Source organism: Niallia endozanthoxylica (genome assembly GCF_008710145.1).
In the GTDB taxonomy this organism is placed as follows: domain Bacteria; phylum Bacillota; class Bacilli; order Bacillales; family Cytobacillaceae; genus Bacillus_BD; species Bacillus_BD endozanthoxylica.
The window spans coordinates 40,433-54,545 of the sequence record NZ_VYKL01000023.1 but is presented as its reverse complement, the minus strand read 5'-3'; the positions used below and the strand labels follow the sequence as shown (position 1 = coordinate 54,545).

12 protein-coding genes are annotated in these 14,113 nt (G+C 38.2%); 11 read left to right on the top strand and 1 reads right to left on the bottom strand.

All coding sequences use genetic code 11. The annotated features are described in order from the left end of the window. The first annotated feature begins 606 nt into the window (after positions 1-606). The 4 genes from F4V44_RS15710 to F4V44_RS15695 all read left to right on the top strand — a co-directional run bounded on the left by F4V44_RS15710 (position 607) and on the right by F4V44_RS15695 (position 3,986). Positions 607-966: a P-II family nitrogen regulator gene (locus F4V44_RS15710; RefSeq protein WP_150440969.1), complete on the top strand. Its 360-nt coding sequence runs from the start codon at positions 607-609 to the stop codon at positions 964-966. 5 nt (positions 967-971) lie between these two features. Next, positions 972-2,279, top strand: a complete 1,308-nt coding sequence (locus tag F4V44_RS15705; RefSeq protein ID WP_191090709.1) for an ammonium transporter — start codon at positions 972-974, stop codon at positions 2,277-2,279. A gap of 539 nt (positions 2,280-2,818) precedes the next feature. After that, entirely contained in the window at positions 2,819-2,959 is a 141-nt protein-coding gene (locus F4V44_RS15700; RefSeq protein ID WP_150440967.1) for a YvrJ family protein, read from the top strand. Between the two features lie 142 nt (positions 2,960-3,101). Then, positions 3,102-3,986 (top strand): helix-turn-helix transcriptional regulator, encoded by an 885-nt coding sequence (locus tag F4V44_RS15695; RefSeq protein ID WP_150440966.1) that lies wholly within the window; start codon positions 3,102-3,104, stop codon positions 3,984-3,986. 594 nt (positions 3,987-4,580) lie between these two features. Here the strand turns inward: F4V44_RS15695 and F4V44_RS15690 are convergent. Continuing rightward, positions 4,581-4,760 carry a hypothetical protein gene (locus F4V44_RS15690; protein WP_150440965.1) on the bottom strand — a complete coding sequence of 60 codons (180 nt, stop codon included), beginning with the start codon at positions 4,758-4,760 and terminating at the stop codon, positions 4,581-4,583. Positions 4,761-4,938: 178 nt separating this feature from the next. Between F4V44_RS15690 and F4V44_RS15685 the strand changes: the two genes are divergently transcribed. The 7 genes from F4V44_RS15685 to F4V44_RS15655 all read left to right on the top strand — a co-directional run bounded on the left by F4V44_RS15685 (position 4,939) and on the right by F4V44_RS15655 (position 13,534). Further along, a complete protein-coding gene (locus F4V44_RS15685; protein ID WP_150440964.1) occupies positions 4,939-5,403 on the top strand; it encodes a hypothetical protein in 465 nt (154 codons plus the stop codon). A gap of 197 nt (positions 5,404-5,600) precedes the next feature. Then, entirely contained in the window at positions 5,601-7,121 is a 1,521-nt protein-coding gene (locus F4V44_RS15680; protein WP_150440963.1) for a cobalamin-dependent protein, read from the top strand. Further along, positions 7,118-8,146, top strand: a complete 1,029-nt coding sequence (locus F4V44_RS15675; protein WP_150440962.1) for a uroporphyrinogen decarboxylase family protein — start codon at positions 7,118-7,120, stop codon at positions 8,144-8,146. The genes F4V44_RS15680 and F4V44_RS15675 overlap by 4 nt, the downstream gene beginning before the upstream one ends. Before the next feature lie 114 nt (positions 8,147-8,260). Further along, entirely contained in the window at positions 8,261-9,238 is a 978-nt protein-coding gene (locus F4V44_RS15670; RefSeq protein WP_191090708.1) for an endonuclease NucS domain-containing protein, read from the top strand. A 635-nt stretch (positions 9,239-9,873) separates the two neighbouring features. Further along, positions 9,874-10,278 (top strand): hypothetical protein, encoded by a 405-nt coding sequence (locus F4V44_RS27410; protein WP_191090707.1) that lies wholly within the window; start codon positions 9,874-9,876, stop codon positions 10,276-10,278. Positions 10,279-10,357: 79 nt separating this feature from the next. Continuing rightward, entirely contained in the window at positions 10,358-10,660 is a 303-nt protein-coding gene (locus F4V44_RS15660; protein WP_150440959.1) for a hypothetical protein, read from the top strand. A 366-nt stretch (positions 10,661-11,026) separates the two neighbouring features. Continuing rightward, complete coding sequence (locus tag F4V44_RS15655) at positions 11,027-13,534, top strand: phosphodiester glycosidase family protein (RefSeq protein WP_223881914.1); 2,508 nt, start codon at positions 11,027-11,029, stop codon at positions 13,532-13,534. Positions 13,535-14,113: the final 579 nt, after the last annotated feature.

Sequence of the window (14,113 nt, the reverse complement as noted above, 5' to 3'; positions counted from 1 at the left end):
GAATCTCCCACTTCTAAACGAAGTGAAAGTGGGAGTAGTTCAATGAGATTCTATTACCGTTTATTCATGAGTCTGAACTAAACTGAAACGTGGGGATGGTTGGAGAGCACTGAAAAAATGTTGAAACATATATCAACGTTAAGTATTTTTACAACATATAGAAATAAAGGAATCTGATTATCTGCATATGATAGGTAATTAGATTCTTTTTCTTTTTATTTGGACCTTTTCAACCGTCTCGGACGGTTTTTCGTGTTTTAAATATACTTAATTAAAATCAATCTATATTTTAGATTAATTTTATAATTAATTGATATTAGATAGATTGATATAAAAGTATTACAATACAGTTAAGAAATAAGAAATTTTTAATCATACAAAAGAATCAAAAATAAGAAAAATTATTTTCTGTTAAATAGTATTTAGGCCGAATGGATGGCTGTTGAGTTGGTAAATATCTTAGTTTACAGACAGGTGAATCGAATTGGGGAAATGGAGCAGTGGATCAATCTGATATTCCTCCATTATTTTTCTGGATATTTTGTTCACTAGTGAGCAAAAAAATCTAAATCATTATTATTAAAATCTATCTAAGAGGTGATTGCCATGAAAAAAGTTGAAGCGATTATACGGCCTGAAAAGCTGACTGAGACGATTAAAGGGCTTAAAAATATAGGAATCACAGGCTTTACCGTATCACAGGTCGTTGGCAGGGGGAAACAGAAAAGCAGTAAGGGAGTCTATCGGGGGCAAAATTATAAAGTCACTCTCCGGCCAAAAGTAAAATTGGAAATTGTCCTTTCGGATTTTATGGTGGAGCAAACGATAAAGAAAATTATTGATTCGGCTCAAACAGGAGAAGATGGGGACGGGAAAATTTATGTTTATCCCGTTTTAGAAGCCTATAACATTCGAACAGGGAAAGCAGACGAGAGTATTGATGAATTAGTAAATGAAGGGGAGTGATGAGTGTGGAGCTAATGTATTTAAATACCGTATGGATTGTATTAGCCGCGGCAATGGTGTTATTTATGGAAGGTGGATTTAGTTTACTAGAATCTGGTTTTGTTCGAACGAAAAATGCTGTCAATGTAACGATGAAAATTTTCGTTGATTTAACGATCGGGATATTAGGCTTTTGGTTAGTAGGTTTTGGAATTATGTTTGGGAAAGATGCCTTTGGAATCATCGGTACGAGCCTTTTTGGCAGTCCAGAAAAAATAGCTCTTTCCATTGAATTACCTAGTGCAGCATTTGTGCTGTTTCAAATAGGTTTTGCTATAGCCTGTGTCTCGATTATTTCAGGTGCAGTAGCTGAGCGTATGAACTTTAAAGCCTATATTTTAACCGTTGCACTTATTTGTATCATTATTTATCCACTTTCTGGTCATTGGATTTGGAGCAGTAATGGATGGTTGGCAGAATTAGGCATGAAGGATTTTGCGGGTTCGGCTTCTATACACGCACTAGGAGGATTTGCTGCTTTTGCCATGGCTAAACGATTAGGTCCGAGAAATGGCCGATTTAACTCCGACGGAAGTGCCAACGTTTTTGCTCCTAGTAATATTCCTTTAGCTTCAGCAGGTGCTTTTATGTTATGGTTTGGCTGGTTTGCTTTTAATGCAGGAAGTACGTTAGATGCCTCTAACGCAAACCTTGCATCCATTGCCCTTAATACGATGCTTGCCGGGGCAAGTGGCGGTACAGCGGCCTTATTTTTAACGATGAAAAAGTTTGGAAAAGCAGACCCGAGTATGACGATTAATGGCATATTAGCTGGGCTGGTGGCTATTACCGCTGGATGTGCCTATGTTTCTCAATGGAGTGCGATTGTCATTGGGATGATCGGTGGTTTCATTGTCATTTATGCCACTTTGTTTATTGATCATTTAAAAGTAGATGATCCAGTCGGAGCTGTAGCCGTTCATGGCTTTAATGGAGTATTCGGAACGATAGCTGTTGGTTTGTTTGATACGTCACAAGGTCTTTTCACAACAGGTGATTTCTCACTAGTAACCGTACAACTGCTAGGTGCAGCAGTCGTGATTGTTTGGGGACTTATTGGCGGGACATTCATCGCAAAGGTTTGTGAAATGACGGTTGGCTTCCGGGCAAGTACACATGAGGAAGAAGAAGGCTTGGATATGTCCTACCACGGGATTCCAGCCTATAATGAATTAGAACGATTCACAGATATTCCTGGAAGTTTATATGATTTTGAAGAAACAACAGGAATCACTGTTGCTCCGGCGGGCAGTAGAAAAGAAAGAGTGGTATGAAACAGCAGAACCATCCGAGACTGCTGAAAAAGTGTTGAAAAGTGTATCAATGGCAGCTACTTTTACAATAGACAGTAAAGAAGCGGATTCTCTTTAAGGTGCAAAATAGTCAATTGCAAGGCAAATGGGTGTGAAATCTGAGTGATTCTCCACCCTATTTTTTATTGTGTTTGAAAAATAGACGGAGAAATTCCGCTTAAATGGAGAAATACTGATATTTTCCTAGATATAAAGGAAGTTTTTCCGTTTATCTTCTCCAAATCTTTGGATTTTGCTTTATTTAGAGGAGTTAATCGGAAATTCTCCGCTTATATCGTCTTCTGAAGCCTCCGCTATATAGATTAATCGGAAATTCTCCGCCTATGATTTTATACCTTTAAAGAAATATAAAGGGCATGGAGATTCCTTTGCGAATTACCATGCCTTTTTGTAAGTTATTTAATCTGTTTTTCACTTTTTGTACTTCAAAAGAGAACCGTTTATCCTTCTGGAGGCGGCCTGTTCTTATAATATAATAGTGAAGAAACGAGGTGTCTTTCGTGGAACAATTTATTCCCCTCATAAGCGAGGTTGGCTTTCCGATTGCCGTTACCCTGTTCTTGCTTTATCGAATTGAAGCAAAACTTAATCACGTGGTGCAATCAATCCAAAGCCTGCCGGAGCGATTAAGCGGAAAATGAAATATGAGGCATGTTCGTCTCCGCGTTTTTGCGTTTCTATTTTCATTTTCAAGAATATGTAAGTGAAAAAGCAAAAAAAAGCAATTTATGTCAAAAAAGGTTCCTCCTATTCTGTTATCTTATTTCTAAGGAGGTTCGGAACATGAGCTATAGTCCCATTATACAAAAAACCATTGAGTATATAGAGCAAAACCTGCATGAAGAACTATCCTTAGAAAGCGTTGCTCAGTTTGCTGGATTTTCAAAGTACCACTATCATCGTATTTTTCAAAAAGAGGTTGGTGTCACGGCATCTGAATATATTCGATACCGAAGAATTGCTAATTCAGCGAACCTGCTGCTCTATACGGATGAAAAAATCATCGATATTGCTTTGTATTATGGTTTTGAAACACAGGAATCATTTACACGTTCCTTTAAGAAATATTATCAATTACCACCAGGACAGTATCGTAAAATCATGGGTAAATTGACCATTCAAAGGGAGGAAACGAAGTTGAATCATGAACAGTTATCATTAAAAGGATGGATATTAAGTGGAACGCATCCATTTAACTATAAGATGGGGATTGATAGAGAGACGTTTCACAAAGGAAAAGCATCCGGTTTCTTAAAATCCGTTACAGTCCAATCTCAAGGTGAATTTGCAACGATGATGCAGCAATTCAAAGCAGAAAAGTACCTTGGTAAAAGATTAAAACTATCAGGATTTATAAAATCCAAAGATGTTGATGGATTCTGTGGATTTTGGATGCGAGTAGATGATGCACTTGGGGATGTGCTGCAATTTGATAATATGAGTGACCGCCCGATTACAGGAGACTCGGAATGGAATCATTACTCCATCGTTTTAGATGTTCCTAAAAATAGTGCAGTCATCGCGTTTGGAGTTCTACTTTCAGGGAACGGGCAAGTATGGATGGATGAGCTTTCATTTGAAGAAGTGGATAACCGCACGCCAACAACAAATCTTGATCTTTCTAAGGAACTCTTAGACGAGCCTGTTAATTTATCTTTTGAGGAGTGAAAATAGATGATATTACACTTTCTACTGGCTTTGATGAATAGTTTTTTGAATGTAGGAAGCATCAAATCAGCATTCATACTATGTTTGGCAGCTGGAGCGGTTTATTTTATGCAAGAAAGGATGGAACGGTTGAATTGAAACGGGAGCAAGTGGTTGATTCTGCTGTTTCATGGATGAAAAATTAAAAAAGCATGGGGAATAAAGACATTTCGGGGGTCGGTACCTCCCCAAGCGTTTTTTTGAAAGTTACTGCTCATGATTTGAAATTCTGTATGACAAGTGATTCCTCGCAATGATTTATTGAAATGTAATCAATAAATCGAAAGGTAATACAGCCGATAAAGGAATCTTAATAACTTGCTATAGTAAGTTCCGTCACTGTGACCGCCTGAAGTTTGTTAAGATTTGCAGATTAGGAGGAAAGGGTTATCCCTTTTCCTCTTACGTATTTCGTTATCGCAGCAATCACATATGGTAAATAAAAGTTGTTAGTTTCTACCTGTTTTATTAATCTTAAAGCCCAACTCAATTATGAGAAGGGCTTTTGTTGTGGCAGAATTATCTTCAACCGTTGTTCCCCTTTTCTGTTTTCAATTAGGTTTTATTTATATATCCTGTACCTTTGCAATCAGGGCATATCTTATAGCCTTCTCCTATTTTCAACATTGCTTCATAGTAATTAAATCCCATAAGGTTCGCAAATTGCTCAATCTCTTCTTCCCTACCAGGGAAAGGGATTTTCCCCAAATAACAGTTACATCGTTGCTTATTCATCTATACCACCTCCACATATCATTCATATGGCCGCCTAATTGATGATATTCATCCTGAACAGAACAGGTAGAAACGGAAAAACCTTCCCTGTACTGTGTTTCTACCATTAGCTGATAATCAAGAATGTGGTATTGCATATGTTACTATGTTTGTATCAGAAAGAATGGAGGAGGAAATCATGAATCCTGAACAGAGGGAAGCAATATATGAATTCTTTAAGGTGACAAAAAAACTAAAGGACTTAGATATCGTTCGTTCTAGTTCTTATCTAGGTAACATTGCTGAATTTGTTTGTTCAAATCTGTATGGAATAACTTTAAGTGAATCTCAGAGAGAGGAAAGTTTAGACGGTGTTGATATAAATGGAATTAAAGTGGAAATAAAATCCCATGATGGCGAAAGTGGAAATAACATAGTTATGAGTAAGTATAAAGATGGACAAAACTTTAAAGATTTAATAGTCTTTTTAGCTCCATCAAGTAAGATAAGGCCAAATAATATTCCGCAAAACACTTTTGCTATATATAGAATTAGAAATTATAACGTAAATACTCATGGGAATATTGCCAAAGGAGTTTTGGGGGAAAATGGTTACGATTTTTTGCTTGATGAACATTTGAATATATTGGAAGATCACATATAGTGAAACATGGGGAGGTTCTCGCGTTTTAATATGAAACCGTCCCAGTGTTTCTTTTTTTATTTTAATAGTGAATTTTGTCATTTTTGTTTAAATGGGAATGATTTATCATGAGAGTATTCAAATCGTCTTATTGATTCATACATTTTGAGCACGGTCTTTTCTTTTAACTAATAGTACCTTTTTAGGGTGGGATTTATTTGTCTAATCACGTTTTTTTGGAGAAGCAAAAAAAGAAATTAGAAAATCAACTTCGTGTACTCTGGTCTCAGATTAATTATTGCGAGGATATCGAAACATCCTCTTTGGCATTAAGTGATTATCTAATGAAAATAAAAAAGATTTATATGGATTATACAAGGAACGAAAATTATATTACATTGATGGCAGAGAGAACAAAGCAAAAAATCGATTTGCAATTGCATCTATTTCTAGAAGGTTTAGAAAAAATCATTCAATTAAGAGAGAATTATAGTCATGTGAATGCAAAAATAGTGGAATTAAACAAAGATAATATGGAAGTGGATAAGCATCTGCGAGATACATTTACATTATTACAAAATGTCTCTTCTCAAACCAAGGTCCTGGCGATTAACGCAAACATCGAAGCCCATCGATTAGGAGCACAGGGAGCCGTCTTTAAAATTATTGCATCGGAGGTAAGGAAATTATCTGATATAACGAACGAATCCTCGAGCCATATGACAGATACAACGAGTAAGTTAACAAGTCAAACGTCTGAAATGACCCAGATATTAAATGAGAATAATCGTACCTTAATCAAAGTCGTAGAAGAATTGGAACAAGGAAAAGATAGTTTTGTGTCCATGTATCAAGACAGTGAAGATATTGTAAATGAGTCACTGGTTCTGGACGATACGTTAAAATTGATATACGACTTAATTGATAAAGTGAATATGATGATTGAGTATAACCGAATCAGTTATACCAATGTTAAAAAAATACTTAGAGAACAGGTCGATATAACAAAGGAAATGATTACGGATTTTAACAGGGAATTAGATGTATCCACTCTAGTCAACCTGAATGATGGGATTGATTTATATAAAAATTTCTATAAACATTTTAAGGAGGAAAATTTAGAGCAGTGCGTTTGGCTTATTCAAAAAGCCCTTGAAAACGGTGAGGAAGCTGCTTTTATCACGACTCATATTTTAGAACGTACAGTTGAGACTGTAGGAAAAGAACAAATTGATCGGCTCGTTCCATTAAGTGAAATTTATGTGAATGGAAGAATCATTGAAGCTTGTATGGATATTTTGATTCCTATTTTAGAAAAAGACCGCAAGAAAGAAAACTTAGGGAGCATTATCATCGGAAATGCTTATGGAGACTACCATGCATTAGGAAGACAAATCATCGCTACTTTTTTAAGAATGGCTGGTTTTGATGTAACCGATTTAGGTTTATCCGTTTCGAATGAAACATTTGTTGAGGCTGCTAAAAAGCAAAAGGCTAACCTCATTTGTGTTTCGGCATTAATTATCCATACAGCAGAGGAAGTCATCCAATTAAGAGAATTATTGGACAAAAGCGGGTTAAAACATGTAAAAATCTTAGTCGGAGGGGCACCTTTTAATTTTGAACCGCGTCTGGTTCAGAGGGTAAAGGGGGATGCTATGGCTGCGAATGGGATTGAAGCCATTAAAGCAGCGAAAGAATTGCTAGGTTTATTGAATAGAAAGGTAGATTACAAATGAATTCAAAAGAACGTTTAGTAAGAGCTGCTACATTTCAACCAGTGGATCGAGTACCTGTTATTCCTATTGCTTTGTCCCAAGGCTCAAAATTGTTGAATATCGACCTGCCAACCTATCAAAAAAGTGGGACACATCTTGCAAACGGACAATTAAAATTATTAGAACAATTGGAACATGATGCTGTTTTTGGAATCCCGCATGTGGTAGAGGACTTAGTCCCTTGGGGCTCCCCTTTGACCTATTATAAAAATGGTTCACCTACTCTTTCCAAAATAGTTATTCATAAATTTGAAGATATCGTTGATTTAAAGGTACCTGACCCTTCGGGATCGCTTGAAACAAAGGAAACATTAAAAGCCATCAACCTTTTAGCTAAAAAGGTAGGGCATCATACGGCTGTCATTGGAGGACTTATTGCCCCTTTCAGTCTGCCAAGTATGCTAATGGGAACCGGTCCTTTTATGAGATTGCTGTTGGAAGAAGATAAATCCGGTGATAAATATTTAAACATGTTATTAGACAAATGCAGACGATATGTTGTTTCCTGGACAAATCAAATGATCGATCAGGGTGCTGATATGATTGTAATGGCAGACGGTATTGCTTCAGAAACCGTTATCAGCAGGCGACTTTTTCAAAAATATGTTCATCCGCTTGTCATTGAAACGATTAAAGAAATCCCCGTACCAGTCGTTTACGAAGCAGTGGGCAGTGCGCAAGGTATTTTGGATTTAATTGCGACAACGGGAGCGGTTGCGGCGATTATCGATTATAAAGATAATCTAGAGGAATGTAAAAAAATGGCTCAAGGCAAGATTGCTATCATGGGGAATTTCAATAATATCGAAATGTTATATTGGAATTCCATCAGAACACAGTTGGAAGTAAAGAAGGCTATTAACAAAGCGGCTGATGGATATGGATATATTATTTCATCTCAAGGACCTGAAATTCCATACAATGTACCTTTTGAAGTCATTGAAACAATGGTTCGGGCAACAAAAGAATTTGGCCAATATAAATAAGTTCCGTCACTGTGACGCCCCGAAAAGTCTTGTTTCACAAAGTGTTTCACGAAAAGGAGCCCCGTCACTGTGACCACCCGAATGATTATATATTCCATGTTGGGGAGTGATTATATGTATGAGAAGGATTTAAAGCGAATTGTCTGTTTATTTCCTGATCTTATTGAGGAAGGCTTAAGTATTGAACACGAAGAATTCCCTATAAGAAGTGGAATATCGACTTATCGATGTGATTTAAAAGGGAAGGATAAAAATGGGAATACTGTTTTCATTGAACTAAAATTAAAGGCAGATGAAGCTGTGCTTTTTCAAATAGGGAAGTATAAAACCTTTGTTCAAGGTGAAGGAAGGTTCATGGTTGCTGCATTTGATTTCAAACCAGATTTACCGCCTGTCTTGTCTAATCATGGGTATGAATATATAGTGATTGATCAAAAAAGAGCTGCATTATTGTTGGAAGAAAATCAATATAATCCGGACTTATTTAATAGGAAATTATCAGCTGTGAAAGAATTCAAAAAAGGTTTTTCTTCCAAATCAGTACCGACACACTCTTTATATAAGGAAAATGAGCGGCAAGCTATCTCTGAATTAATGAATGAATTGAAAGAGATGTTAAAGAATCACCTTCGTCAGCAATTCAATATTACGTTTGAAACATTTGATATACGAAAGAAGGACGAACATAGGTTAATTTTTCAATCTCCTACAGGAGCAGGAGATAAGTTTATCATTTATACACGACCTAGGGAAATGAATATTATTGAGCTGCAATTTGTCCCGGATTTCAGCTTAACAACAGGTTATACCACCCCGAGGAAAGAAGCCTTTAAAGAATATGTAAATAAGCATAAAAATGAAGTCTTAGAGCTTTTTGGTTTCCACGAACTTTTCTCTAAATCTCCAAAAGACGTTTTGCATATGGGAGATCACTTATTACATACAAAACAAGCATGGAAGGCGCTTCACTACCGAATTGTCTCTCCAATAGAAGAATGGAATAAACCGGACTTTTGTGAATGGACCGCCATGAAATTTATTGAATTTATTGAAATTCTATTCCCTTTTATTCGTGAGTTTGAACTAAACTAAAACATGGGGGGCGGTTCGAGACCACTGAAAAATTGTTCATTTGTCACTTTGAACATGAAATCTGGTGCCGGCTTATCCAGATATGGCGACTGTTCATCATTGATGTAGGGGGCATATCAAGGTAACCCGTTCTTAACCTAATGGTATGCTTCCCAGGTGGCCCGGCAGCTCGTATCTTTGCTTCAGCCGTTCCCTTTGTTGAGATAGCCTGGGTACTTATTATCATATGTCAACTGCCAGTTGCGTATATAAGTACTCCAACCCAGGCCTTCTACTTTTACGGTCATATCCGTACCAACTAGACCAGATTCAAGATACATGGTAAATGTAGTAATCCATAATCAAAAGCCTTATTGTTTACTGGTGGACTAAGTTGAGTAGATATTTGTTTTAATACAGCTAGAGATTATTCTGTTACATTTGGATCATTCTTTCATGTTAGTACCACAAAAAGACAAACTGCATGAGTTTGTCTTTTTGTGGTGCATTTTTTATTTCTTTCCTTCTTTCATAAATTCTTTTATCATTTTTTTGTAAAATCGAAATTTTAAATATTTCAAAGGGATGCTTGTCTAAACAAAAATCCGACAAGAGAATACATTATATTATTCTGATTTGAAGGGGGGAAATGATGAATGAGTAAAGTATGGAAAAACTCTGATATTTTCGGTAACGAAAGACGTTCTGGAGCTGACGTTGACGTCGATGTTGAAAATGAGTTTAAAACAAGAATCGATAATGAAGCAGAAAATGAAACAGATGTTAATGTAAAAGACAAAAATACGAACGTTGCTAATTCGCGTGTAACTCAAAGTGGAAACTCTAGCATTTATATAGAGATTAACGTTGATAGCGATTCAGCAGCTAAAGTACGCACAAAATCTGAATCCGAACAGGAGCAAAAGCAAGAAAAAAGGCACGAAAAAGAGTACGAAAAAGAGCAAGAAAAAGAGCAAGAAAAAAGGCATGAAAAAAAGCACGAAAAAGAAAAAAAGCACGAACAAAAGCAAAAGCACGAACAAAAGAAAAAGAAATATTAATAAAGGAAGCTTTATTTGGGATACGAGTTCGAGGGATACTAGTATCTAGTATCCCTCTTTTAAAAAAGGAGGGAAGGAATTGGAGAGACCCATTGAGAATAAAGTACATTCACTGGTTGGACATAGTGGAAACTCAGATGTTGATCTTATTGTAAATATAGATATTCATTCAAAAGCGATTGCATATGGAATGTTATGCAGTTTATATGCTAAAGGGGAAATAACTGAGTTAGAGCTAGAAAGGGCAATTGAAAAACTTGATCATTTAATAGAAAGGGATACGAAAAGAAAAAAGTCAAATAAGAACCCTGTCAGTGAACACAAACCTAAACCAACATTAATATACTCACCACAACAAAATTCTAGAGGAAATTGGTTTTGATGCCATGTTTTCTTTATATGAAACGCCGGGACGGTTCGAGACTGCTGAAAAAGTGTTTACCTGGAACAGTTAGCGGACTTTTTCATCAACATAAAGTAAGAAGAGGAAGTAGACCTTCTACATATAGTAGTTGATCTACTTCCTTTTCTTTTTAGATGGACTTTTTCAGTGCCTTCGAACCGTCCCCGCGTCTCCTCTTTTATACCCATGTCATTTTAACTGAGATTAATATTCTATTATTATGCTAAACTAGTGTTATTGTTTCTACATAATTCTACATAACTTTCAGTTAGAACACAGACAAATGTCGACCTTGCCCATCATAGGGATTCAAAAAGGTCAGGTCGTCAAGCGAGGAGGAAAATGATGAGGAAAGAGATTAGGAAGAGGAGAATATTGGCGATTACGTTCTCAGCCGTATTGGCTGGCAATATTCTGACGCCGCTGAATGCTTCCGCTTTAGGAAGCTTTGATTTACATTCAGCAGTGGTGCAAACGGCAATTAATGAGTATGAGGCAGTTCTTGCACCTGGCGTAACAGAAAAACATTATACATTCGAGGGGAAAGACGGAAAGAAGATTGAGAGTTTTGTCATCGATATTGATAGGCAAACGCCCAATCTATCCATTGAAGCAGGAACACCGAATGATGGCACGGCCTTTGGACTTCAGCCTGTTCAAAAACAGGCGACTAGTGCCGATCGAGAGAATCATAGAGTCGTAGCGGCTGTCAATGCGGACTTTTTTTATTTTGCCACTGGCGAACCGGTTGGAATTGTCCATAAAAACGGACAAGCGCTAAAGACGGATATCAGCCCCACTCATTATTTCTTCGGCATCACCAAATCGGGTGAAGCGCTCATCGGAGGCAGCGAGGAATATGAGGGAGTCAAGGATCAATTGCAGGAGGCACTTGGCGGCAATGCGATTCTTGTAAAAGATAGTCAAGTGTATCAAACACCGAAAACCGGTGGAGATGTCGAACCTCGTACAGCAGTAGGGATTAAGGCAGACGGCGACGTTTTCTTTGCTGTTATTGATGGAAGGCAGGAGCCTTATTCAAGCGGAATCTCCATGCCGGAGTTAGCGCAGCTTATGATTGACTTGGGCGCTGTGACCGCTCTGAATTTGGATGGCGGCGGTTCTTCTACTTTTATCACACGTGAACTTGACGGTAATGGGCTGGAACTGGATAATTCACCGTCTGACCGATCGGAAAGAAGCGTGGCAAACAGCTGGCTTATCGTGAACAAGGCACCATCTGACCAGGTTTTCCATAATGCTCATATCGAGCCATATGATCAATCCTTTACTCCAGGTTCAACGATTCAATTCAGTGCGAAAGGCAGAGATCAATCCTATGCTTCTGCTTCCTTGCCGGCAACCGGTTTAACTTGGGCAGTGGAAGATCCATCCTTCGGTACGATTAATGAGAATGGAACCTTTGTTTCTAGTGGAAAAACTGGCCAGTTCCATGTTCTATTAAACTATCAAGGAACAGAGGTTGGAAGATCGATTATTGAAGTGGAAAATCCAGATCACATGTATTTCAGTTCACAGGAATTGACACTCGCAAGAAACAGCGAGATGCCTTTGAATTTAACCACTCAGTTTCAAAAAAGAAATGTAAAGTGGAATCCTCAGGATATCGAATTTGATATTCCAGCAGGTCTAGGAACCATTGATGAAAACGGGATTCTGCACACTGGCAACCAAAGCGTCACAGGCACCATTACGGCCCGTTTGAAGGGAACAAACCTTACAGCACAAACGAAGGTATCTGTTGGGAGGAGCCCAGAGGTTCTTTTTAACTTCGAAGAATCGCTCGGCAGTTGGAAGACCTCTACAGCAAACCGCGGGGAAACAAGCAGTGTACATCTTGCCAGTGCCCCAGCACCTGTACAAAATGGCAGCCACGCGCTAGGGATTGATTTTGATTTTACAAAAGCACAAACAGGAGCGACACTTGGCGTTTATGCAGGACCTGGCAAAGCAGTTTCAATTGATGGCGAACCAACAAGCATCGGGATGTGGGTATATGGCACTCCGGAAGCACAGGGCTATTGGCTGCGCATGATGATTGTCGATGGAAATGGTACGAATCAAACGCTGACCTTGGCTTCGGCCATCAATTGGACAGGTTGGAAATATGTGAAGGCGGACATTCCCGCAGCCTTTACTGGACCTTTCAAACTCCATGGCACGCAGGCCATTCGCTTAATGTCAACGAATTCAGGAACAGCTGGACCGATGACGAAAGGCAGTCTCTACGTGGATAACATTCGCGCTGTGTATGGGGAAGATGATGGTGGTGTAGAGGATGATGGTAAAGAAGATGGGCTTGAACCTAGTGCGTTTACCGATGTAAATGAACGTTATGCTGAAGCGGTTAATTATTTGCATAAGGCTGAAATCGTACAGGGATTCAGTTCAACGGAGTTTGGCACGTATCAGAATATTACACGAGGCGATGCAGCTGTCATCATGGCTAGGTTAATGGGCTATGATACCGAAAATGCCCCAGATGCCGGCTTTACTGATTTAAATCCTCGTGTAAAAGGAGCGGTCAATGCGCTCGCCGCTGAAGGAATTGTCTCAGGGGTAACAAGCGATCGCTTTGCACCGCATGAACCGTTATCACGTGGTGCCGTGGCAAAAATACTTGCCCTTACATTTGATCTCACAGATCGAGCTGCCGAGACACCTTTTACGGATGTCAATGGCAGTGTGTTTGAACCATACATCGAGGCACTGTACGGGGCAGAAATAACGGCAGGTAGAACAATAACATCCTATGGTACACACGAACCGATTATGCGCGGCGATTTCGCAAACCTGCTTTTTAAATCCTATAACTATAGTACAGGAGAGTGAAGCATGGGGACGGTTTATTCTCGCGTTTCAATATGAAACAGTAGAATCGTCCGAGATTGCTGAAAAAATATAAAAGTGAATTTCAAGCGGTAGTATATAACAGAAGCATCCTAATTGATAGGACAACGCTATTGGGGTTTTCGGGAAATCTGTCCGAATGAGGCCTTGATTGGGACAACCTGAATGGATTTCTATGACAATCTGTCAGAAAAGTGTTTTTCAGCAGCCCCGAACCGTCCCGGTGTTCTATTAAAATTTTTTATCGTTAGAATAAATACTTTTATTATTCTTTACTAGTGGGAATAAAAGCTGTGCATTTAAGTGTACGAAAAAATGTTGAATAGTGTGTGCCATGAATGATAGTCTTCCGATATTTCAAGCGTTCCAACGAAAAGGCCACCTACTGGACAAGGTGGCCTTTCATTTTTTTTTTTGCAATTGGACTACCATACTTTAGAAAAAAATGCTGTGATTTTTATCACTGTCAGTTATTAGAATTTTCTTTATAGTCTAATTGCAAAGTAGATACAATAAAGATTAATGTTATAGAATTCAGACAAGATATAAGTATTTTTTTGG

What these genes read in the sequence shown, in the direction of transcription:
- F4V44_RS15710 (WP_150440969.1), top strand. Translation starts at nt 607, where the DNA reads ATGAAAAAAGTTGAAGCGATTATACGGCCTGAAAAGCTGACTGAGACG.
- F4V44_RS15695 (WP_150440966.1), top strand. Translation starts at nt 3,102, where the DNA reads ATGAGCTATAGTCCCATTATACAAAAAACCATTGAGTATATAGAGCAA.
- F4V44_RS15690 (WP_150440965.1), bottom strand. Translation starts at nt 4,760, where the DNA reads ATGAATAAGCAACGATGTAACTGTTATTTGGGGAAAATCCCTTTCCCT.
- F4V44_RS15685 (WP_150440964.1), top strand. Translation starts at nt 4,939, where the DNA reads ATGAATCCTGAACAGAGGGAAGCAATATATGAATTCTTTAAGGTGACA.
- F4V44_RS15675 (WP_150440962.1), top strand. Translation starts at nt 7,118, where the DNA reads ATGAATTCAAAAGAACGTTTAGTAAGAGCTGCTACATTTCAACCAGTG.
- F4V44_RS15670 (WP_191090708.1), top strand. Translation starts at nt 8,261, where the DNA reads ATGTATGAGAAGGATTTAAAGCGAATTGTCTGTTTATTTCCTGATCTT.
- F4V44_RS27410 (WP_191090707.1), top strand. Translation starts at nt 9,874, where the DNA reads ATGAGTAAAGTATGGAAAAACTCTGATATTTTCGGTAACGAAAGACGT.
- F4V44_RS15655 (WP_223881914.1), top strand. Translation starts at nt 11,027, where the DNA reads ATGAGGAAAGAGATTAGGAAGAGGAGAATATTGGCGATTACGTTCTCA.